The sequence below is a fragment of the Streptomyces sp. NPDC043870 genome (genome assembly GCF_056435785.1).
The window spans coordinates 134,542-154,147 of the sequence record NZ_JBWKDT010000016.1; the positions used below are offsets into that span (position 1 = coordinate 134,542).

A 19,606-nucleotide genomic window follows, 5' to 3' on the forward strand; every position below is an offset into this window, starting at 1 on the left:
CTCTCTGACCTGCTGCTTTACCGCCTGCGTCCAGGGCAACATGTTTCCGATGACGCATCATGTGGAGTGCGTCGCGATCCTTGAGCCCGCCGTAAAGGGCTCTTGACCTGCCGTTTTTCGACTTCTTCGGTCGGCTCGACCTGTTTCGTGGCGGGGGAACAGGTGGAGCCGGGCGACGTCGCGTGGCCTGCGTATCCGGCTGAAGAGGCCGACCATCCAGGCCACCTGGTAGGCGTGGGTGACCAGGACGCGTTGCTGGCTGGTTGCGGGGTGCGGCCCACCGGGGTCATGGACGCGGGCGAGCCCGCGACCGGTGTCACCGAAGGGTTGCGGCCGTACTGCGCACGAGATGCCCGGCTTCAGGGCGTTCCCCGTCCGGACACCCCCGTCACCGACCTCAACTCCGTCATCAAAACTGCTGTCCACGCAGCCGACCCGGGCCGAGCAGGAGTGCGGCCTGTCAACATGGTCAGGGTCATCGGCGCCTACGAGGTGACCGGCATGGGCGACCAGATCACGCTGCGGATCTCGGTCTCAATGGTTGCCGGGGCCAGGGCCGGAGCAGCCCGCAACGGCGTTCTGGGTGACCGCCTCCGGTCGGGTGGAACTACCAGGGCTTCCTCCGGCGGCCGTCGAGTGCATCGCCGGCCGTCCGCCCGGACAGGAGCCGACCCGACCGCGCGACTGTCCGTGCCTGCTGCACGGAAATTCAGCGAGTTCGGGAACAGTGCTCGTCCGGCGAAAAGCTGCTCTGGAGTGTGAGTTTCCGTCAAGGCTTAAAAACCTGTCTTTGATCTAGGCCACTCCTGAAGTATTTGCCTAAGCTCAGGCGACTTCAGCTCATGGAGTTGATCAGCCGACAGGGGAGGGACTCGGGTGCTGGGAAACGTCGTCATCGTCGGTGGCGGAACATCCGGATGGATGACCGCCGCTTACCTGCGAGCCGCTTTCGGGGATCGTATTTCCGTAACGGTGGTGGAATCCAAGAGGATCAAGACGATCGGGGTCGGCGAGGCGACCTTCAGCACGGTCCGGCACTTCTTCGACTACCTGGGTCTTCCGGAACACGTCTGGATGCCCAGGTGCAATGCCACGTACAAGCTGGGTATTCGCTTCGAGAACTGGCGCCGAAAAGGGCACTACTTCTATCACCCGTTCGAGCGGCTGCGGGTGGTGGACGGCTTCCCGATCACCGACTGGTGGCTGGACAAGCGTCCCAGCGACCGGTTCGACCAGGATGTCTTCCTCATGGCGGCGATCTGTGACGCGGAAAGATCGCCCCGCTACCTGGACGGCACGCTCTTCGAGCAGGAATTCATGGAGCGAAAGGGAGCGCCGCTCGAACGCAGCACGCTGTCCGAGCAGGACACGCAGTTCCCCTATGCATACCAGTTCGACGCGAGTCTCCTCGCCGAATTCCTCGCCGAGTACGCCGCCGAGCGTGGCGCCCGGCATATCGAGGATGACGTCGTCGACGTGGTCCAGGACGAACGCGGCTGGATCAGCTCCGTACGGACACGGGAACACGGAGAAATAGCCGGCGACCTCTTCATCGACTGCACCGGATTTCGAGGTCTGCTGCTCAACCAGACACTCGAAGAACCGTTCATCTCCTTCCAGGACACTCTTCCCAACGACAGTGCTGTCGCGCTGCGCGTTCCGGTGGACATGGAGAAGCGCGGGCTGCGGCCCTGCACCACGGCCACCGCGCAGGACGCCGGATGGATCTGGACCATTCCGCTCTTCGGACGGGTCGGCACCGGGTACGTGTACGCGAGCGACTACACCACACCGGAAGAGGCCGAGCGCACGCTCCGCGAGTTCGCCGGCCCCGACGCGGCCGGCCTGGAGGCCAACCACATCAGGATGCGCGTCGGACGCAGCCGCTCCTCGTGGGTGAACAATTGCGTGGCCATCGGGCTGTCCAGCGGCTTCGTCGAGCCCCTCGAATCCACGGGCATCTTCTTCATCCAGCAGGGCATCGAGGAGCTCGTCAAGCATTTCCCGGACGCGAACTGGGACCCGGCCCTGCGTACGTCGTACAACCGTACGATCGCCAACGCCATCGACGGCGTACGGGAGTTCCTGGTCCTGCACTACCGGGCTGCGGCCCGAGCGGACAACGACTACTGGCGCGACGCCAAGAAGCGCACCATGCCGGACGGGCTCGCCGAGCGCCTCGAACTCTGGCGGGCCAAGGCGCCGACCACGGATGACATCTACCCGCACTACCACGGCTTCGAGTCGTACTCCTACCTCGCCATGCTGCTCGGCCTCGGCGGGGTGGAGCTCCAGCCGCCCGCCGCTCTGCGCCTGATGGACGGCGCGCGCGCCGAGAAGGAGTTCCAGCTGCTGCGCGACCAGTCGATGGACCTCGTGGCGAGGCTGCCCAGCCAGTACGAGTACCTCGCGCAGATGCACTGACCGGGCCGTCTCCTCCGAGGGAAGCAGGACCATTCGTGGAGAGTGTCCCGTACGACTCCGCCGCGCTGATGCTCGTGCTCCTCGTGCCCGCCACGCTGCTGGGGCGCGGCGCCGCCCGGTTGCTGCGGCAGCCCCGGATCGTCGGCGAGATCATGATGTGTCTCCTGGCCGGAGCGCTGGTGGCCGACCGCCTCGACCTGCGGCCGGGAACCATGGGCGGGTGGGCGGTACTCGAAACGGCCGGGCACCTGGGGCTCGCGCTCTTCCTGGTGGGCACGGTGCACGAGATCCGGTGCGGGGGCGCCAAGCGCCCCCGCGGCCGGGCGCTCCTGTGGACCGCCGCGGGGTCCGCGGTGGTGCCCATGGCCTGTGGTGTGCTGCTGGCGTTGTGGGTGCTGGCCCGCGGCGATGCCCGCCTGCGCGGTGACGCGCCCGCCGGCGTCCTGGTACTGATGCTGGCGATCGCCCTCGCCGTGACAGCGGTACCGGTACTCGCCGGAATCCTTGAGGACCGCGATCTGCTGCACACAGCGACCGGGCGGCTCGCCATGGCCGTCGCGGTCTCCATCGACGCCGTCACCTGGGCGTTGCTGGCGGTCGCCGTCGGGATCGCGTCCGGCGGCGGACGGACCACCCCCTACGCGGTCTTCGGCCTGGGGCTGCTCGCCTCCTGGGCCGTACGCCGCGCGGCCGGTACAGGCGCGGCCCGAGCCTGGTCGCAGCGGGTCGGGCCGGTGCTGCCCGTGGGTCTCACCGCTCTCGCCGCGGTCGTGACGGCTCTGGCCACCGCACGGGTGGGGCTCACCGACGTCCTCGGTGCGGTCCTCGTCGCCCTCGCGCTGCCGGCCGACGGCGAGGACGGAGCATGGACCAAGGCGGCCCGCACAGTGGGCGGCTGGGGCCGGGCGACACTTCCGCTGTTGTTCATGGTGACGGGAGTGGGGCTGGGCGCGGCGCCGCTCGGGGTGTTCTCCGGCCAGGCCGTGACGCTGGCCATCGTGCTGGCCGTCGCGGGCAAGCTCGCCGGAAGCTACCTCGGTGCCCGGATGGCGGGGCGCCCTCCCGCGACCAGCATGCGGCTCGCCGCCCTGTTGAACGCCCGGGGCCTGACCGAGATCGCCGTACTCCAGGCCGGCTACCAGGCGGGCATCCTCACGCCGGCGCTCTACCTTGCCCTCGTCGTCATGGCTCTCGTCACGACGGCGCTCAGCGGCCCGCTGCTGTGGGCCATCGACCGGCGTGCCCCGGCCGTCACCCGGGCTCCGGAGCCGCCCCAGACCCGGACGAGCGGTGAATCACGTGGACGCCACCTCAACCCCCGGTGAGGTCGTCTCAAGCCCCCTTGAGGCCACCCCGCCGCGCTTTCGATCCTTCATGGCCGGATTCCCGAGCGGGGTGGCCGTCGTCACGGCCGTCGGCCCGCACAAGCGCCCCTGGGGCATGACCTGTTCGGCTCTGTGCAGCGTGACGGTGGACCCGCCCACCCTGCTCGTCGGCATGCGGGTGGGAAGCCCGACGCTCGACGCGGTCCTGAGCAGCGGAGGGTTCGCCGTGAACCTGCTCCACTCCGCCGGCCGGCCCACCGCGGAGCTGTTCGCCTCCGGCGCGCCCGACCGCTTCCTCACCACCGCCTGGGACAGCCCTGACGGCGCGGCAGGGCCCCACCTCGTCAAAGACGCGCACTCCGTGGCCGACTGCAGGGTCAGTCAGACGGTGCGGATCGGCGGACAGCGCGTGGTCTTCGGCGAGGTGGTCCGCGTCACCGAGTTCAGTGACGCGCCTCCGCTGCTCTACGGGCGCCGGCGGTTCGCGTCCTGGCGTACCGACTGACCGGTGCCTGGGAGTGTCTTCCGGATCAGGCAGCCCGGCAAGATCCGGAAGACACCCCCTGGCTAGGGGAGGGCTCGGCGGCCGTCCTGGAGCATCTCGGCCACGAGGAACGCCAGGTCCAGGGACTGGCTGTGGTTGAGGCGCGGGTCGCAGGCGGATTCGTAGCCGTGCGCGAGGTCACCGACACCTATGTCCTGTCCCCCGCCCAGGCACTCGGTGACGTCCTCCCCGGTCAGTTCGACGTGGATGCCGCCGGGCTGTGCGCCCAGCGTCCGGTGTACCTCGAAGAAGCCCCTGACCTCGTCGAGGACGTCGTCGAAGCGACGGGTCTTGTGACCACCGGCCACGGTGAACGTGTTCCCGTGCATGGGATCCGTGATCCAGCAGGCCCGGATGCCGTTGGCGGCCGCCTTCTCCATCAGGACGGGGAGCACGTCCCGGATGCGGTCTCGGCCCATGCGGACCACGAACGACAGGCGTCCCGGCGAACGGTGGGGATCGAGCCGGTCGGCGTAGGCCAGCAGCTCGTCAGGGGTGGCGGAGGGGCCGAGCTTGACCGCGACCGGGTTCGCGATGCGGGAGAAGTACTCCACATGCGCACCGGACGGGTCGCGGGTGCGCTCACCGATCCAGAGGAGATGAGCACTTGTGGCGTACGGCCGGCCGGTCTCGCCGTCCACGCGCGTCAGCGCGGTCTCGTAGTCGAGCAGCAGCCCCTCGTGGCTGGTGAAGAACTCGGTGGTGTGCAGCTGTCGCGGGTCCACCCCGCAGGCGTGCATGAAGGCCATCGTCCGGTCGATCTCGGTGGCCAGTCGCTCATAGCGGCCCGCGGCGGGCGAGTCCGTCAGGAAGCCCTGATTCCAGGTGTGTACGCGGTGCAGGTCCGCGAAGCCGCCGCCGGCGAAGGCGCGAACGAGATTGAGGGTGGCGGCCGACGCCTCGTACACGGCGCGCAGCCGCGAGGGGTCGGGACGGCGCGCCCCGGCCGAGAAGGCCCGGTCGTTGACGGCGTCGCCGAAGTAGGACGGCAGGGTCACCCCGTCGCGCGTCTCGGTCGGGCTGGAGCGGGGCTTGGCGTACTGCCCGGCCATCCTCCCGAGTTTGACCACCGGCACCGAGGCACCGTGGGTGAGGATCACCGCCATCTGCAGCAGCGTCTTCAGCTTGCCCTGCACGGAGTCGGCGGTGGACCGGCCGAAGGTCTCCGCGCAGTCACCGCCCTGCAGGACGAACGCCTCTCCATGTGCGGCGGCGGCCAGGTGTGACCGCAGCCGGTCGCATTCGGCGGCCAGTACCAGTGGGGGAGCGGCCGCCAATTCTCCGGTGATGCGGCGCAGCGTATCCCGGTCGGGCCAGTCCGGCTGTTGAGCGGCCGGCAGGCCGCGCCAGGTCTCCACGGCGGTCGCCTTCGTTTTCGGATTCATTCGGTTCCCATTCCGGTGAGTGGGGGGTCAAGTCATCCAAACCGCGGTTTCACAAAAGGGTCAAGCGCGGTGTGGAATGGACCGCAATCGCGCTCGGGAATTGGTCTGGTCCGAATGCTGCGACGGTGCTTCGCTGACCACACCAATCCAGCGGATCAATTCAGATGAGGCCCGCATGCACGTCAGGACAGGAACGCAAACAATGACCCTGGGCGCATCCGGGGAACGCATCGGCGTGCGCGTCAGCACCACCGAACTGCCTCCGCACGCCCCCTTCGACCTCTACGCACTCCTGCGCCGGGAGCTCGGTGAGCAGGACGTCTTCCTCACCGAAAGCCCCGTCGGACCGGAACAGGACCGCAGGCCCGCCGTGGTCGGCTGCGGGCGCCTGGCCGAGGTGCGGGTGTACGCCGGCCATGTCGAGATGGACGGGCTGCCGGAGCTGCGCTCCGCGCTCGTACGGGCCGCGGAACGAGCCGGCACGACGGCTTACGAGGAGAGCGAGGAGGGCGAGGCAACGGCGGACGAGCCGGCGGGCCGGGGACCGGAACGCCGCACGTTCCGTTCGTCATCCCAGGTGTGGGAGCTGCTGCGCCAGGCACAGGCGCTGTTCCGTCTGGACACCGGACTCCCCGATGACTGCTACGCCTTCGGCTTCCTGACCACCCTGTCGTACGAGGCCGCTTGGCACATGGAGGAGCTGCCGCCGCGCACGTCGGCGGCCGCCGGCCCGGACATCACACTCACCCTCTTCCGTGACACCGTGTGGTACGACCGCGACACCGGCGCGGTACAGCTGCGCCGGGCGCACAGCCCCGGCTTCGAGCAGGTGCACTCCCCCATCACGCCGGAAGTGGCCGAGCGGGCGCTCGGCTCGCCGTCACTCGGCCACCCCGGCGCCCCGGCGCCCCGTTCCGTGCGCGACACCGTGGACAGGAAGACCTTCGTCGGCTGGGCGGAGCGGTGTCTGGAGCACATCAGGATCGGGGACATCTACCAGATTCAGATCGGCCACCGGATCGACGTGGAGAGCGAGTTGACCCCGGTCGACGTCTACCGGCGGCTGCGCGGCCGCAACCCCTCTCCGTACATGTACCTGGTACCACGCGCCGGCAGCACCCTGATCGGAGCCAGCCCGGAGCTGTACGTCAGGACAGAGGGCGACCGGATCGTCATGCGGCCGATCGCCGGCACCACCCGTCGCGGGCCGGACGCGGCCGCCAACGAGCGCGGCGTCGCCCGGATGGTGGCCAGCCGCAAGGAGCGGGCCGAGCACATCATGCTGGTCGACCTGTGCCGCAACGACATCGGCCGGATCAGCGAGCCGAGCACGCTGCCGGTGGACCGGCTGTTGTCGGTGGAGAGCTTCTCCCACGTCTTCCACCTGGTCTCCACGGTGTCCGGACGGCTCCTTCCCGAGGCCGACACCTGGGCCGCGATCTGTGCGACGTTCCCGGCCGGCACCATGAGCGGCGCTCCCAAGATCCGCGCCATGGAGATCATCGACACGCTGGAGCAGGAACCGCGTGGCGCCTACGCCGGGGCGGTGGGCCTGGTCGACGTACGCGGCTGGAGCGAACTGGCCCTGTGCATCCGTTCCGTCGTGCACGACGGGCGGACGTACTCGACACAGAGCTCGGCGGGCATCGTCGCCGAGTCCGTCCCCGAGGCGGAGTGGGCGGAGACGCTGGCGAAGATGGGTGCCGCCTACTGGGCACTCACCGGGCAGGAGCTGGCATGAGGGTGCTGCTGGTGGACGCGTACGACAGCTTCGTACACATCATCGACCGCTATCTGTGCACGCTCGGTGCCACGACTCAGGTGGTACGGTCCGGGACCCGCACTCCGGAGCAACTGACGGCCCTCGCCCCGGACGCGGTGGTACTGGGCCCGGGGCCGGGACACCCCGCGGACAGCGGCCACGTCGAGCTGGTGCACTCCTTCGCCGGCCGAGTGCCGTTGCTCGGGGTCTGCCTCGGGCATCAGGCGATCGCCCTGGCCTTCGGCGGACGGGTGCGCGTCGCGGAGCACATCATGCACGGCCGCACCAGCACGGTGCGGCACGACGGCGCGGGGCTCTTCCGGGGCGTCGGCGCCGAGGCGGAGGTCACCCGGTACCACTCCCTCGTCGTGTCCGAGCCGCTGCCGGACGACCTGCTGGTCAGTGCCCGGTCGACGGACGACGGATACGTCATGGGGCTGCGCCACCGCACCCTCCCCGTCGAGGGAGTGCAGTTCCACCCGGAGTCCATCGCGACCAGGGACGGGCTCGCCGTGCTGGACAACTTCCTCGTCCTGGGCGCCGGACGTCAGGCGATGCGCACTGCCGGAGCAGTCGGCCCCGACACGTCCGCGTAGGCCGCGCCCAGCTGCCGCAGGGCCTCCGTCAAGCCGGACTTGGGCAACGACGTGTACCCGACGACCAGGGCCGGGCGCGCCCCGGCGGGCCGGCCGTGGAACTCCCGTCCGCTGCGTACGAGCACCGACCGGCGGAGCGCGGCCGCCACCAGGGCGGTCTCGTCGGTGCCGCGCGGCAGCCGTACGTAGGCGTGCAGGCCGGCGGCCGGGCCGCCGATCAGTGCCTGCGGCAGGGAGTGCCGGACGGCATCGGCCAGGGTCTCCCGGCGTAACCGGTAGCGGGCCCGCAGCCTGCGCATATGGCGGTCGTAGGAGCCCGAGCCGAGCAGCTCGGCGAAGGCCAGCTGGGTGAGGCTGTCCGATCCGAGGTCACGCCGGGAGCGCGCCCGCTCGAGCGTTGGCAGCAGTTCCCCGGGCACGGCCAGCCACCCCAGCCTCAGGCCCGGAACCAGGGACTTGGAGGCGGTGCCCGCGTACACCACCCGCTCGGGAGCGTGCCGTTGCAGCGCGAGCGGCCGGGAGCGGCGGTCGAACCAGAAGTCGCCGTCGTAGTCGTCCTCGATCACATAGCCGTCCACGTCCCGGGCCCACCGGGCCAGTGCCGCGCGCCGTTCGTCCGACAGCGTGACCCCGGTGGGGAACTGGTGGAACGGCGTGACGAGGACGGCGCGCGCCCCGCTGCGCGCCAGCGCCTCCACATCCAGGCCGCCGTCGTCCACGGGAACGGCGCGGGTGCGCATCCCCGTCTCCAGAACGAACTCCCGCTGCCGCAGGAGACCCGGCTCCTCCATCGCCAGCACGTCGATGCCCAGGTCGGGCAGGACGGCGCAGAGCAGGCCCAGACCGTGGGCGAACCCGGAGACCACCATCACCTGACCGGGCGTCGTGCGCACGCCCCGTACGCGCCCCAGATGCCGGGCCAGTTCTTCTCGCAGTGCCGGGACTCCGGACAGCGGCGGATAGTCGAGATCGCTCTGCCGCGCCGTCTGCAGCACCCGCTGATAGCCCGCGAGCCACTCGCGGTAAGGGAAGTGCGACACGTTGGCCCTGCCGGTGCGCAGGTCCCAGCGCACGGACGGGACCCGGCCCTCGTCCAGCAGTGTGGGTACGACCGCCGTCGGCGTGGTCGACAGATGGCGGGCCACCCGTGTGCCGGAGCCCTGGACCGCTTCCAGGTAGCCCTCGGCGATCAGCTGGCCGTACGCCTCCACGACGACGCTGCGCGACACGTCGAGATCGTCGGCGAGCCGACGGCTCGGGGGCAGTCGGGTCCCCGGGTGCAGTACCCCCTCGGTGATTTCCCGCTTCAGCACACGCTGAATCTGGGTGGTCAGGGATTCCCCGGAATTCCGCGAGACCTCGATCGACGCGCGCCAGCTCATTCCCGAATCCCTTCCGTGCGTGATTGGACCGCAATGATTTCCTCGAATGGTCTGGTGAATCGCCCGGCGTGACTCGCAGACTGAGCGCCGGTGGTCCGAAAAGCGAAACCGCATACGAATCGGGCGCCGCCCGGCGAACTCAGGGAGAACTCGACGTGACCGGAAGCGCGTACACGAGTGGCTGGCCCGGCCTTCTCACCGCTTTGCTGGCCCACCGTGACCTGTCCTCCGACGAAACCGAATGGGCGATGGACCAGGTGATGCGCGGGACGGCGACCCCCGCACGGACGGCGGCCTTTCTGGTCGCGCTGCGCGCCAAGGGCGAGACCGTGGAGGAGATCACCGGCCTGGTGCGGTCGCTGTGGGCGCACGCGCTTCTCCTCGACGTGCCCGGCCCCACCCTGGACATCGTCGGCACCGGCGGCGATGGCGCCCGGACGGTCAATGTGTCCACCATGGCGGCGATCGTCGCGGCGGGTGCCGGGGCACGGGTGGTCAAACACGGCAACCGTTCCGCCTCCTCGGCCTGCGGCTCCGCCGATGTGCTGGAGGAGCTCGGCATACCCCTCGACCTGTCGCCGCACCACGTGGCGGAGACCGTGGCCCAGGCCGGCATCACGTTCTGCTTCGCCCCCCGCTTCCACCCCTCGATGCGCCATGCCGCAGGCATCAGGCGCGAGTTGGGCATCCCCACGGTCTTCAACGTGCTCGGACCCCTGTCCAACCCGGCTGCGCCCACGGCGCACGCGGTCGGCGTCGCCGACCGGCGGATGGCCCCGCTGATCGCCGGAGTGCTCGCTCGCCGTGGCGGCACCCGGGCTCTCGTCTTCCGGGGCGACGACGGGCTCGACGAACTCACCGTCACCACCACCTCCACCATCTGGTCGGTTCAGGACGGCGAGGTTCACGAGACCGTCTTCGATCCGCGTGACATCGGCATAGGGCGCGCCCCGGTCGAGGCGCTGCGGGGTGGCGACCGTACCCATAACGCCCGTGTCGCCAGGGAGGTCCTTGCGGGTGAGCGCGGCCCCGTGCGGGACGCCGTGCTGCTGTCGGCAGCGGCCGGGCTGGCCGCTCTGGAAGCCGACGGCCGGCCTGTCGTCGAGCGGCTCGCCACGGGAGTGGAGCGTGCCGCGCGGGCCGTCGACTCGGGTGCGGCGGCCCAAGTCCTGGACGACTGGATCACGGCGACCACCAAATTGACCTCCGTCACATCGACCTCCGCCGGGTGACTCAGGGCTGTACGAGGCCGGCCAGCCGGAGGATCAGCCGCTTGACGTCGGTGGCGTGGTAGCGCGGGCGCTCCGCCGCGGGGTCCGAACACAGCAGCACCGGCTCGTCGTCGGCGTCGTCCGGCAGGCGCCCATGGCTGCCGCGCACCAGCGACGCGTCGAGGGGCACCACCGACAGGGGCGCGCGCATGCCCAGCTTCTTGCGCAGGACGGTGAGGCCCGCGCGGAGCCTGACATGCGGTTGGTGCGGGTCGAAGAAGAGTTCGGCCGGGTCGTATCCGGGCTTGCGGTGGATCTCCACCCCACGTGCGAAGTCCGGTGCACGGTCGTCATCCAGCCAGTAGTAGTACGTGAACCAGGCGTCGGGTTCGGCGACGGCGACGAGCTCCCCGGACCGCTCGTGGTCCACGGCGAGGTCCGCCTGGGCGGCCCGGTCCAGTACCCGGTCGACGCCGGGCAGGGCCTTGAGGACGTCCCGGACCCGCGGTATGTCCGCCGGATCTGCCACGTAGACCTGGGCGACCTGGTGGTCGGCGACGGCGAACGCCCGTGAGGTGTGCGGATCGAGGTACTCCATGCCGCGCTGGGCGTGCACGCCGAGCAGCCCTTCCCGGCGCAGCGCGCGGTTGATGTCGACCGGCCGGCGGACACGACGGATCCCGTACTCGCTCAGGGCCAGGACCGTCGTGCCGCGCTCGCGCAGTTCGCGCAGCAGGGGGCCGAGTGCCGCGTCGGCCTGGCGGGCCGCGCGGATCGCCTCCGGGCCGTCCGGACCGTAGCGCTGGAGGTCGTAGTCCAGGTGGGGAACGTATACGAAGGACAGGTCCGGGGCCGTGGTGCCGATGACCAGCCGGGCGGCGTCGACGACCCAGCGGGTGGAGGTGATGTCCGCGGTGGGGCCCCAGTAGCGGAAGAGCGGGAAGGGGCCCAGGGCGTGGGTGAGGACGTCGCGCAGCGCCGCGGGCCGGGTGTAGCAGTCGGGTTCCTTGCGTCCGTCGTAGCGGTAGACCGGTCGCGGAGTGAGCACGGTGTCGACGTCGGCGCCCATCGCGAACCACCAGCACAGGTAAGCCGTCCGGTGGTCCGGGGCCAGCTCACGGGCCGCCTGCCACACCTTCTCACCCGCCACGAGGCCGTTGTGCTGCCCCCAGAACCGGATCTCCGCGCGGTCGCGGTCGAACCAGCCGTTGCCCACCGCGCCGTGGTCGCGCGGCGTGCCGCCGGTGATCCATGATGCCTGGACCGTGGACGTCACGGCGGGGAAGACGGTGTCCAGCGCCGCGACGAAGCCCTGCTCCCCGATGGCCCGCAGCTGGGGCATGTGCCCGAGCAGCCGGCGGGTGACGCCGACCGTGCAGAGCACCACCACGGGCGTGCGCCGGCTCATCCGGACATCTCCTTCAGGCCGATGTGCGTCAAGTGGCGGCGGGTCCAGTCCAGTTCGGCGGCGATGCCGTCGAGCAGGCCCGCCGGTCCGCCGGGGCGCTGTCCCGCCGGCAGCACGGACCAGGTGTAGGTCTCCACCTCCACGTGGTCCGTGCCCGCCCGCTCACCGCCGAACAGCTCGGACAGGGCGGACTCCAGCACGGGCCGGGTGCTGTGCAGCGGCGGTGCGGGATCGGCGTGCAGCGGCACGTGGAAGTGGACCCGCCAGGGCGAGCGGCCGGGAAGCGTGCCCGGGAGCAGCGCCTGGTCCAGGTCGTCGCAGCCGTGCGGTGGGGAGCCGGGGGCCGCCGCCTCCCTGGTCTGGTGGAGGAACCGCGGCTCGACGAACGAGGAGAGGGCTTCGGCGGTGCCGGGGGCGGCGGGGTCCTGGGCGTGCAGGGCACAGGACGCCTGCAGCTTCACGATCGGCAGCCCGGCGGCCGCCAGGGTGGCCAGCACGACGGCGGGTTCCTCGAAGGCGACTGCCAGATGGCAGGTGTCCAGACAGACGCCGAGCACCGAGGGATCCAGCCCGGACAGCTCGGCGACGGCCTCGTCGGCACGCTCGATCACGCAGCCGGGCTCCGGCTCGAAGCCGACCCGGATCGTACGGCCGTGGGCCCGGCCGAGCGCGGACAGGCTGCGCCCCAGCTCGTCGAGGTGAGCGTCGGTCCGTTCCCGGTGGGCGGGGGACCAGAAGGCGCGCCAGCCCAGGGGAAGGGTGGAGATGCTGCCGCCCGCCGCGTCGTCGGGCAGCAGCCGGGCCAGGATCGAGGCGAGATCGAGGGTGTAGTCGAGCCGAGCGGGATGCGACCAGTCGGGCAGGTAGACGTCCCGCTTGACGACAGGGGCTTGGAAGTCCCGGTAGGGGAAGCCGTTGAGGGTGACGACCTCGAGTCCACGGGCGGTCAGTTCGGCGCGCAGCCGGTCCACGGCGGAGGGGTCCTGGGCCAGTGAGGTGGCGGCGGGCTCCGGGAGCCACAGCCCCAGCCCGAGCCGGTCCGTCCCGAGCCGTTCACGCACCGGCTCGGCGTACCGGCCCAGCAGCGTGACGACGTCGCCGAGGTCGTCGGCCCGGTGGACGTTGGTGCCGTAGGAAAGGCGGACGACCGTGCCGTCGGGGTGCCGGAATCTCATGAACGACCTTTCAACGCGGACCTCGCATGATGGAGTTCCCCTGGTGCTCCGCGGGGGTGTCGTCGGCCGTCTCGTCCAGAAGGGGCCGCAGCCGCCCGCTCTGGCCGTAGAACGCGACCGGGTTGCGCCACAGCACCTGTTCCACGTCGTCCTCGGTGAAGCCGTCGGCCAGCATTGCCTCGCCGGTCGCGCGGGTGAGGAGCGGGTCGCTGTGTCCCCAGTCGGCGGCGGAGTTCACCAGCATGCGTTCGGTGCCGTACTCGCGCAGGATGCGGACCATGCGGTCCGGGTCCATCTTGGTGTCGGGGTAGATGGAGAACCCCATCCAGCACCCGGTGCCGGCGACCTGCTCGACCGTCACCTCGTTGAGATGGTCGAGCACCACGAGGCCCGGGTCGATCGCCGACCGCCCGATCAGCTCCAAGGAGGCGGCGGTGCCGGCGGCCTTGTCCCGGTGCGGTGTGTGCACCAGGGCGGGCAGCCCCTCCGCGGCGGCCAGCGCCAGCTGTGCGGCGAAGGCCATCTCCTCGGCCTCCGTCATAGCGTCGAAGCCGGTCTCGCCGACCGCGACCACCGAGTCCTTGGCCAGATAGCGGGGCAGTATGTCGAGGACGCCCTGGCAGCGCGGGTCGTTGGCCTCCTTCGGATTCAGCGCCAGCGCACAGTGGTGTGCGATGCCGAACTGCGCCGCGCGGAACGGCTCCCAGCCCACCAGCCCGGCGAAGTAGTCGACGAAGCTCCCGACCGATGTACGGGGCTGGCCGAGCCAGAAGGAGGGCTCGACGACACTCCGCACCCCGGCCGCGCGCATGGCGCGGTAGTCGTCGGTGGTGCGGGACGTCATGTGAACGTGGGGATCGAAGATGCGCATCTCACTCAACTCCCGGCGAAGCGCTCGACCAGCGGCGGTATCTCGGGTGGTACGGGACGCCCGGCGGCCTCGCGCTCGTGCGCGAGGTCGCGGGCCATCCGTACCAGCTCCGCGTCGCACCGCCGGTACAGGCCGGACACGGAGGTCAGGGGCACGCCCATGAACAGGCACTTCAGGACGCCCTGCCGCCAGGACGCCTGCGGCAGATGGCGGGCGGCGTAGGGGCCCATCGCCGCCTCGACGAGCCGGGTGTCGTGGGAACGCAGGGCGTCCTCCGCCAACGGTCCGCCACCGTCGCCGATGTCCAGCAAGGGGAGGGCCTTCAGGACGGCCCGCCGCTCCTCGGCGTCCCCGTGGTGGTAGCAGGACACGACCTCGTGCAGCAGCCCCGGGCCGCGCAGGGGAAGGGCGAGTAGCAGCACGGTCCGTGCGGCGTCGGGCACCGACCAGCCCGCGAGCGCGGTGAGCGGGCCGCGGCCGCAGTGCCGGCCGGCGGCGGGGAACGCCTGGGCGAGGGCGCCGGGTTGGGAGGCAAGGCCGGCCTCGGTCTCCCGCAGCCACGACGCGCCCTGCGGCGTGAGGGCCCGGCCGAGTGCGGTGCGCAAGCGCCCCGCGCCGGGGACGTCTTCGGGGGAGTAGGGGGTCGGCGGGCCGGTCAGCCGGTGCGGACGGGTCATGTCGCGGACACCCGTCGGCCCAGGCGCCGGGCCAGCGGCAGGAGAGCGGCGAGCGAGGCCGCGGCCGGGACGGCTCCGGTGCGGGCCGTGAAGGACGCCTGGAGCGCCACCATCGCGTGGATTCCGGCGCGCACCGCGTGCTGCACGCGCGCGGCCCCCGGATCTCGCACGGCGGCCAGTTGAGCCGCTCCCGAGACCCAGCCGTACCACCCCGCCAAGGCGGCGGCCACGGTACCGGTGCGCGAACCGCCCGTACGAGCGCCCGCCGGCGCTGCGGCGGAAGCGGCGGTGACGGCCGCCGTGACGGCGAGCGTGGCGGCGGGCAGCGCGCGGGTGGCTCCCTCGACCTCGCTCCTGCTGAGCCAGGTGACGGCGGCGGTGTGCGCCGCCATGGTCGCCGCCGGCCGCAGGGCACCGCGAAGCCCGACGGCACCCGGGCCACCGGGTGCGGTGGCGCCCAGCAGGATGTCCAGGCCGCGGGCGCCCGCCATGGCGGCCGGGCCGAACGGGGTGGACTTGAGCGCGAGGTCATAGGCCCAGATCACGCTCGCGAGCGGCACGGCTGCCGCCAGCGAGCGGCGCCCGCCCGCGAGCGCGGCCAGGCCGAGGCCCCCGGTGGTGCAGGCCACGGCCACGGCCAGGGCCGTACCGGGCCGCACACGCCCGGAGGGGACCGGGCGGTGGGACCGTTCCCGGGCGTCGACCTCGCGGTCGGCGTAGTCGTTGAGCGCCATACCGGCCCAGTACAGGCAGGTAGAGGCAGCGGCGAGCCCGGCGACGGAGCGCCCCAGGGGGCGGCCTGCCGATGCGGCGCCCGTCAGCACGTCGCCCGGCACCGTCAGGGCGGCGGGAGCGCGGACCAGTTCCGCCCACGCGGCGGGACCGGCCGCGCCGGTGTCCGGAAAGGGTGAGCGGGCCACGGGCTCCTCCAACTGCCGCAAGACGTCCTCTGCTGCTGAACGGATCATGCGGCCTGTGGCTATGCGTGGCTCATCGTTCGGTTATTGGATGGACAACTCACCCAGGTGAAGGCTCCGCTGAATCGTCACATGAGGTTTCCATGCTCTACAGGGCACGTTGAACGTGGCGGGAAACGATAGGTGCCTGCGACTGCGGCATGTAAAGATCTCGACACTGTCACAGTGTTCCAGGGGGAAGCGCTCCGGGTGACTCGTGCGTATTGCGTAACACGAGGGAGGGTTGTCGCGAGATGGCATCTACAGACCACGGCCGACGTTCGGTGCTCAGGCACGGACTCACGGAAGGACAGGGAACGGCACACACGCCACGGTCGGGCCTGGAGTTCAGAATGCTGGGGCCACTGCAGGTCACGGTCGACGGGAAGCCGCTGCGCATTCGCGGTGTACGGCAACGAGCCGTGCTCGCCCGCCTCTTACTGGCCCAGGGAAGAGTGGTTTCCGTCGACTCCCTGGTCGCGGAGGTCTGGGACGGAAGGCCCCCGAACACCGCACGGACCCAGGTGTCGATCTGTGTGGCCGCGCTGCGCAAGCTGTTCCGGAACGCCGGCTGCACGGACGAGGTGATCGTCACCGTCCAGCCGGGCTATCAGCTCTCCCTCACCGGGCACCGCCTCGACACCGTGGAGTTCGCCCGTGAGGTGGAGCGCGGTTACGGTCTCGGGCAGGAGGGGCGCCCGGTGGAAGCGGCCCAGGCCCTCAAGCAGGCGCTGACCCTGTGGCGCGGCCCGGCGCTGAGCGACGTGCCCGCGCAGTTCGCCGAGATGGCTGCGATGAGTCTGTCGGAGCAGCGGCTGCTCGCCACGGAACAGCTCATGACCCTGCGCCTGGAGTTAGGTGAACACCGGTCCATCATCGGCGAGTTGAGCGCCCTTATGCACACACATCCGCTGCGCGAGCAGCTGCGGGCCACGCTCATGCATGCCCAGTACCGCGCGGGCCAGCGAGCGGAGGCGTTACGCACCTTCCGCGAAGGGCGAACGTTGTCAATCGACGAGCTCGGCCTGGAGCCGGGTACCGAACTCCAGGCGCTCCACGAAGCGATCCTCAAGGACACGTCCGCGCCCGCGCCGGTCAACGAGTGCTCGCCCGTGGAGGCGGAGCAGTGCGGCCGCCCGTCCGAACTGCCCCTCAACGTGGGCGAGATCGTGGGACGCTGCGCCGAGCTGCGGACGCTGGACGCCCTTCCGTCCGTGGAGCCCGGCCGGCGGCGCACCACCGTCTGCTTCATCAGCGGCAGCCCGGGCAGCGGCAAGACCGCGCTCGCGGTGCACTGGGGACGTACCAAGGCCCAGCACTTCCCGGACGGACAGCTCTATGTGGACATCCGCGAGATAGTGGCCGGCTCGCCCGAGCGTACGGCCCTGTCCGTCCTGCAGCGGTTTCTGCGCTCCCTCGGCGTGCGCCCCGACCAGGTGCCGCGGGACCTCGGTGAGTGCTCGGTCGCATACCGGAGCATGCTCGCCGACCGGCGCGCGCTCATCATCATCGACAATGCCACCACCTTCCGGCAGGTGGAGCCGCTTCTTCCCGGCGGCGGGCAGTGCTGTGTCCTGGTCACCGGGCTGGAGCAGTTCATGCACAGCCGGGGCACCACGGGCCTGCGGCTCGGCCCGATCGAGCATGCGGATGCCATCGCGCTCCTCGCCGCGGTCACGGGGTGGGAGCGGATCGCGGCCGAGCCGGACGCCGTGGACAGGCTGCTGGAGTTGTGCGCCCGGTTGCCGCTGGCGATACGGGCCGCCGGCGTCCGACTGGAGAGCAAGCCCCACTGGACCGTCGAGGACCTGGTGGCCCGGCTGTCCGACCCGCAGCGCCGCCTGGACACCCTCAGCCATGGTGAGAGCTCCCTGCGCGCCTGCTTCGACCGGGCGTTGCGTCACCTGTCACCGGACACCGGGGCCGCCTACCGTGCGCTGAGCGCCATCACCACCACCGACTTCGACGTACGCGCAGCGGCCGAGGTGCTGTGCATGAAAGCGTCGGACGCCGAGGACACGCTGGAACGGCTCGTCGACCTCAATCTCCTCGAAGCGGGGACACGGGTGCGTCGCGGCGGCGTGCACTACCGCTACTCCCACCTCCTGCGGCTGCACGCCGAACGACTGCTCACCGAGGACTCGCTGGAGCAGGCGACGCTGCGGCTGACGCAGCGGGCCCGGCCGAAGCACCGCCCCTACCCCAGCCAGCTCAGCGCCAAGTGCTCCTGACCGGGCCGTACGGCCGGCACGTGCTCGGCATAGTCATTCGATAAAGCCTCCATATCTGGGTCACGCAGACTGTGACGGCACGCACGATCGAATCCGCGTGCGTTCCCCCACACTTCGTGGCTCAGCTGAGCCACGCCCATTTCGGAGGTCAAGGATGCATCGTCTGATGCGTATGTCGGTGGGCGCTGCCGCGGCGGCAGTGGCGGCGACCCTGGTGACGGCCATTCCGGTTCAGGCGGCCCCGGCGGACAAGCTCAGAGTGCTGTCGGACTGGACGCAGACCAGCTCCTCCAGCTATCAGGCATGGAACAGTGCGCGGCAGAACCAGGCCGCCTGGGCCGCCTACGGATTCAACTGGTCCACCGACTACTGCACCGCTTCACCCGACAATCCCTACGGCTACCCTTTCGCGATGTCCTGCGCGCGGCACGACTTCGGTTACCGCAACTACAAGGCGGCCGGACTGTTCGACGCGAACAAGGCACGCCTCGACAGCGCCTTCTACGCGGACCTGAAGCGCGTCTGCGCGGCCTACAGCGGGGAACGGCGCACCGAGTGCGAGAGCCTGGCGAAGGTCTATTACGACGCGGTGCGCGTCCTCGGGATCCAGCAGCCGCAGGCGCACGAAAAGGCAGCCTGAAGCGCGTTCCCGCGTCGGTGCCGTCTCGGGGGAGGGAACGGAAAGTGCAGAGAATTCACTTCACGGTAGAGGATCTGGCGCGCACCCGGCTGAGCCCGACGCTCGGCCCGGTCACCGAGACCGTGTTCGCCCTGGGGCTGCTCGGCCGGCCGGGCAACGCCCCGCACCTGCGCTGGCGCAACCGCCTCGCCAAACACCTGCGGCAGCGCACCGTGCTCGCCGGCCTGCTCGCCTCGCCACAGAGCCGGGTGCGCGCCCCGGGTGACCTGCTCTGCCTGGTGGACGGGGCGCCGGACGTGGACGACAAGGCCCTGCGCGCACTGGGCCTTTCGCGCGACGAGGCGCTGGCGGCGGTCCGGGACGTGTGGCGCTGCGCCGTGGCGCCGTACTGGAACCGCATGCTCAACCACCTGGAGTACGAGTGCAACGCCCGCGGCCGCATCACCATGGCCGGTGGCGTCGACCGGCTGCTCGAAACCCTGCACTCGAAGATCCTTTGGCACAGCCCGGTGCTGGAGGTGCCCGGTCCCGACCGGGACGTACATCTGGACGGCCGGGGCCTGATCCTCGTGCCGTCCCTCTTCCTGGCGCACCAGCCGGGCGTACTGATCCGCTCCGAGCCGGAGACGGGGAACGCGGCCCTGGTGTTCGCGGTGTCGCCGGACTTCCCGCAGGCCGCCGTTCTGTGGGACGAACCCGACAACACCGTGCAGGCGCTCGGCGCGCTGGTCGGCCGGACCCGTGCCGCCGCGCTGCGGGCGCTCACCGCTTCGTGCACCACTTCCGAACTGGCTGAAAGGCTGGGCATATCCTCGGCCGGTGCCAGCCAGCACACGGCGATTCTCCGGGAATCCGGACTGATTACTACTCACCGCAACCGTAATACCGTTCTGCACACGGTGACTCCACTGGGAATGGCATTGCTGGGAGTGCGGTGCCGGGACGCGGGCATTCCCGAACGGCGGATCGGTGATGAATCCCAGCTGCCCGCTGCGTGAAACCGTCGCAACGTTCCGCCA

Annotated in this window: 16 protein-coding genes; 9 read left to right on the forward strand and 7 right to left on the reverse strand. The window is 70.7% G+C overall.

Annotated features, from left to right (window positions below; translation table 11 throughout):
- Positions 1-876 precede the first annotated feature (876 nt).
- Genes AC0699_RS21185 through AC0699_RS21195 form a run of 3 tightly spaced genes read left to right on the forward strand, consistent with a single transcriptional unit; the run spans position 877 to position 4,254 of the window.
- Complete coding sequence (locus AC0699_RS21185; RefSeq protein ID WP_478662387.1) at positions 877-2,424, forward strand: tryptophan halogenase family protein; 1,548 nt, start codon at positions 877-879, stop codon at positions 2,422-2,424.
- A 35-nt stretch (positions 2,425-2,459) separates the two neighbouring features.
- Positions 2,460-3,749, forward strand: a complete 1,290-nt coding sequence (locus tag AC0699_RS21190; RefSeq protein WP_478662390.1) for a cation:proton antiporter — start codon at positions 2,460-2,462, stop codon at positions 3,747-3,749.
- 49 nt (positions 3,750-3,798) lie between these two features.
- Positions 3,799-4,254 (forward strand): flavin reductase family protein, encoded by a 456-nt coding sequence (locus AC0699_RS21195; RefSeq protein ID WP_478662392.1) that lies wholly within the window; start codon positions 3,799-3,801, stop codon positions 4,252-4,254.
- 62 nt (positions 4,255-4,316) lie between these two features.
- Here the strand turns inward: AC0699_RS21195 and AC0699_RS21200 are convergent, their stop codons facing one another.
- Complete coding sequence (locus AC0699_RS21200; RefSeq protein ID WP_478662394.1) at positions 4,317-5,678, reverse strand: class II 3-deoxy-7-phosphoheptulonate synthase; 1,362 nt, start codon at positions 5,676-5,678, stop codon at positions 4,317-4,319.
- A 202-nt stretch (positions 5,679-5,880) separates the two neighbouring features.
- Between AC0699_RS21200 and AC0699_RS21205 the strand changes: the two genes are divergently transcribed.
- Both AC0699_RS21205 and AC0699_RS21210 read left to right on the forward strand, forming a co-directional pair.
- Positions 5,881-7,419: an anthranilate synthase component I family protein gene (locus tag AC0699_RS21205; RefSeq protein WP_478662397.1), complete on the forward strand. Its 1,539-nt coding sequence runs from the start codon at positions 5,881-5,883 to the stop codon at positions 7,417-7,419.
- Positions 7,416-8,036 (forward strand): anthranilate synthase component II, encoded by a 621-nt coding sequence (locus AC0699_RS21210; protein WP_478662399.1) that lies wholly within the window; start codon positions 7,416-7,418, stop codon positions 8,034-8,036. Before AC0699_RS21205 ends, AC0699_RS21210 begins: the two co-directional genes overlap by 4 nt.
- Here the strand turns inward: AC0699_RS21210 and pdxR are convergent.
- Complete coding sequence (gene pdxR / locus AC0699_RS21215) at positions 7,988-9,418, reverse strand: MocR-like pyridoxine biosynthesis transcription factor PdxR (protein ID WP_478662401.1); 1,431 nt, start codon at positions 9,416-9,418, stop codon at positions 7,988-7,990. The two genes, AC0699_RS21210 and pdxR, sit on opposite strands and share 49 nt — an antisense overlap.
- A gap of 155 nt (positions 9,419-9,573) precedes the next feature.
- Here pdxR and trpD point away from each other — a divergent pair, with 155 nt between their 5' ends.
- Complete coding sequence (gene trpD / locus AC0699_RS21220) at positions 9,574-10,650, forward strand: anthranilate phosphoribosyltransferase (protein WP_478662403.1); 1,077 nt, start codon at positions 9,574-9,576, stop codon at positions 10,648-10,650.
- 1 nt (position 10,651) lies between these two features.
- Here the strand turns inward: trpD and AC0699_RS21225 are convergent, their stop codons facing one another.
- Genes AC0699_RS21225 through AC0699_RS21245 form a run of 5 tightly spaced genes read right to left on the reverse strand, consistent with a single transcriptional unit; the run spans position 10,652 to position 15,680 of the window.
- Positions 10,652-12,037: an alkaline phosphatase family protein gene (locus tag AC0699_RS21225; protein WP_478662405.1), complete on the reverse strand. Its 1,386-nt coding sequence runs from the start codon at positions 12,035-12,037 to the stop codon at positions 10,652-10,654.
- The gene (gene eboE, locus AC0699_RS21230) at positions 12,034-13,212 is read right to left on the reverse strand and encodes a metabolite traffic protein EboE (protein WP_478662407.1); all 1,179 of its coding nucleotides are present in this window, start codon (positions 13,210-13,212) and stop codon (positions 12,034-12,036) included. Before eboE ends, AC0699_RS21225 begins: the two co-directional genes overlap by 4 nt.
- 10 nt (positions 13,213-13,222) lie before the next feature.
- Complete coding sequence (locus AC0699_RS21235) at positions 13,223-14,083, reverse strand: TatD family hydrolase (RefSeq protein WP_478662410.1); 861 nt, start codon at positions 14,081-14,083, stop codon at positions 13,223-13,225.
- A gap of 5 nt (positions 14,084-14,088) precedes the next feature.
- Positions 14,089-14,760: an EboA domain-containing protein gene (locus tag AC0699_RS21240; RefSeq protein ID WP_478662412.1), complete on the reverse strand. Its 672-nt coding sequence runs from the start codon at positions 14,758-14,760 to the stop codon at positions 14,089-14,091.
- Positions 14,757-15,680: an SCO3242 family prenyltransferase gene (locus AC0699_RS21245; protein ID WP_478662415.1), complete on the reverse strand. Its 924-nt coding sequence runs from the start codon at positions 15,678-15,680 to the stop codon at positions 14,757-14,759. The genes AC0699_RS21240 and AC0699_RS21245 overlap by 4 nt, the downstream gene beginning before the upstream one ends.
- 389 nt (positions 15,681-16,069) lie before the next feature.
- Between AC0699_RS21245 and AC0699_RS21250 the strand changes: the two genes are divergently transcribed.
- From AC0699_RS21250 to AC0699_RS21260, 3 genes are all read left to right on the forward strand, one after another.
- Positions 16,070-17,947 (forward strand): AfsR/SARP family transcriptional regulator, encoded by a 1,878-nt coding sequence (locus AC0699_RS21250; RefSeq protein WP_478662417.1) that lies wholly within the window; start codon positions 16,070-16,072, stop codon positions 17,945-17,947.
- 154 nt (positions 17,948-18,101) lie between these two features.
- The gene (locus AC0699_RS21255) at positions 18,102-18,587 is read left to right on the forward strand and encodes a phospholipase (protein ID WP_478662419.1); all 486 of its coding nucleotides are present in this window, start codon (positions 18,102-18,104) and stop codon (positions 18,585-18,587) included.
- A gap of 44 nt (positions 18,588-18,631) precedes the next feature.
- Positions 18,632-19,585, forward strand: coding sequence for an ArsR/SmtB family transcription factor (locus AC0699_RS21260; RefSeq protein WP_478662421.1), 954 nt, complete (start codon positions 18,632-18,634; stop codon positions 19,583-19,585).
- Positions 19,586-19,606: the final 21 nt, after the last annotated feature.

Excerpts from the sequence above, each read along its gene's own strand:
- AC0699_RS21240 (WP_478662412.1), bottom strand. The coding sequence starts at position 14,760 with ATGACCCGTCCGCACCGGCTGACCGGCCCGCCGACCCCCTACTCCCCC.
- AC0699_RS21235 (WP_478662410.1), bottom strand. The coding sequence starts at position 14,083 with ATGCGCATCTTCGATCCCCACGTTCACATGACGTCCCGCACCACCGAC.
- AC0699_RS21225 (WP_478662405.1), bottom strand. The coding sequence starts at position 12,037 with ATGAGCCGGCGCACGCCCGTGGTGGTGCTCTGCACGGTCGGCGTCACC.
- pdxR (WP_478662401.1), bottom strand. The coding sequence starts at position 9,418 with ATGAGCTGGCGCGCGTCGATCGAGGTCTCGCGGAATTCCGGGGAATCC.
- AC0699_RS21255 (WP_478662419.1), top strand. The coding sequence starts at position 18,102 with ATGCATCGTCTGATGCGTATGTCGGTGGGCGCTGCCGCGGCGGCAGTG.
- AC0699_RS21210 (WP_478662399.1), top strand. The coding sequence starts at position 7,416 with ATGAGGGTGCTGCTGGTGGACGCGTACGACAGCTTCGTACACATCATC.
- eboE (WP_478662407.1), bottom strand. The coding sequence starts at position 13,212 with ATGAGATTCCGGCACCCCGACGGCACGGTCGTCCGCCTTTCCTACGGC.
- AC0699_RS21195 (WP_478662392.1), top strand. The coding sequence starts at position 3,799 with ATGGCCGGATTCCCGAGCGGGGTGGCCGTCGTCACGGCCGTCGGCCCG.
- AC0699_RS21205 (WP_478662397.1), top strand. The coding sequence starts at position 5,881 with ATGACCCTGGGCGCATCCGGGGAACGCATCGGCGTGCGCGTCAGCACC.
- AC0699_RS21200 (WP_478662394.1), bottom strand. The coding sequence starts at position 5,678 with ATGAATCCGAAAACGAAGGCGACCGCCGTGGAGACCTGGCGCGGCCTG.
- AC0699_RS21250 (WP_478662417.1), top strand. The coding sequence starts at position 16,070 with ATGCTGGGGCCACTGCAGGTCACGGTCGACGGGAAGCCGCTGCGCATT.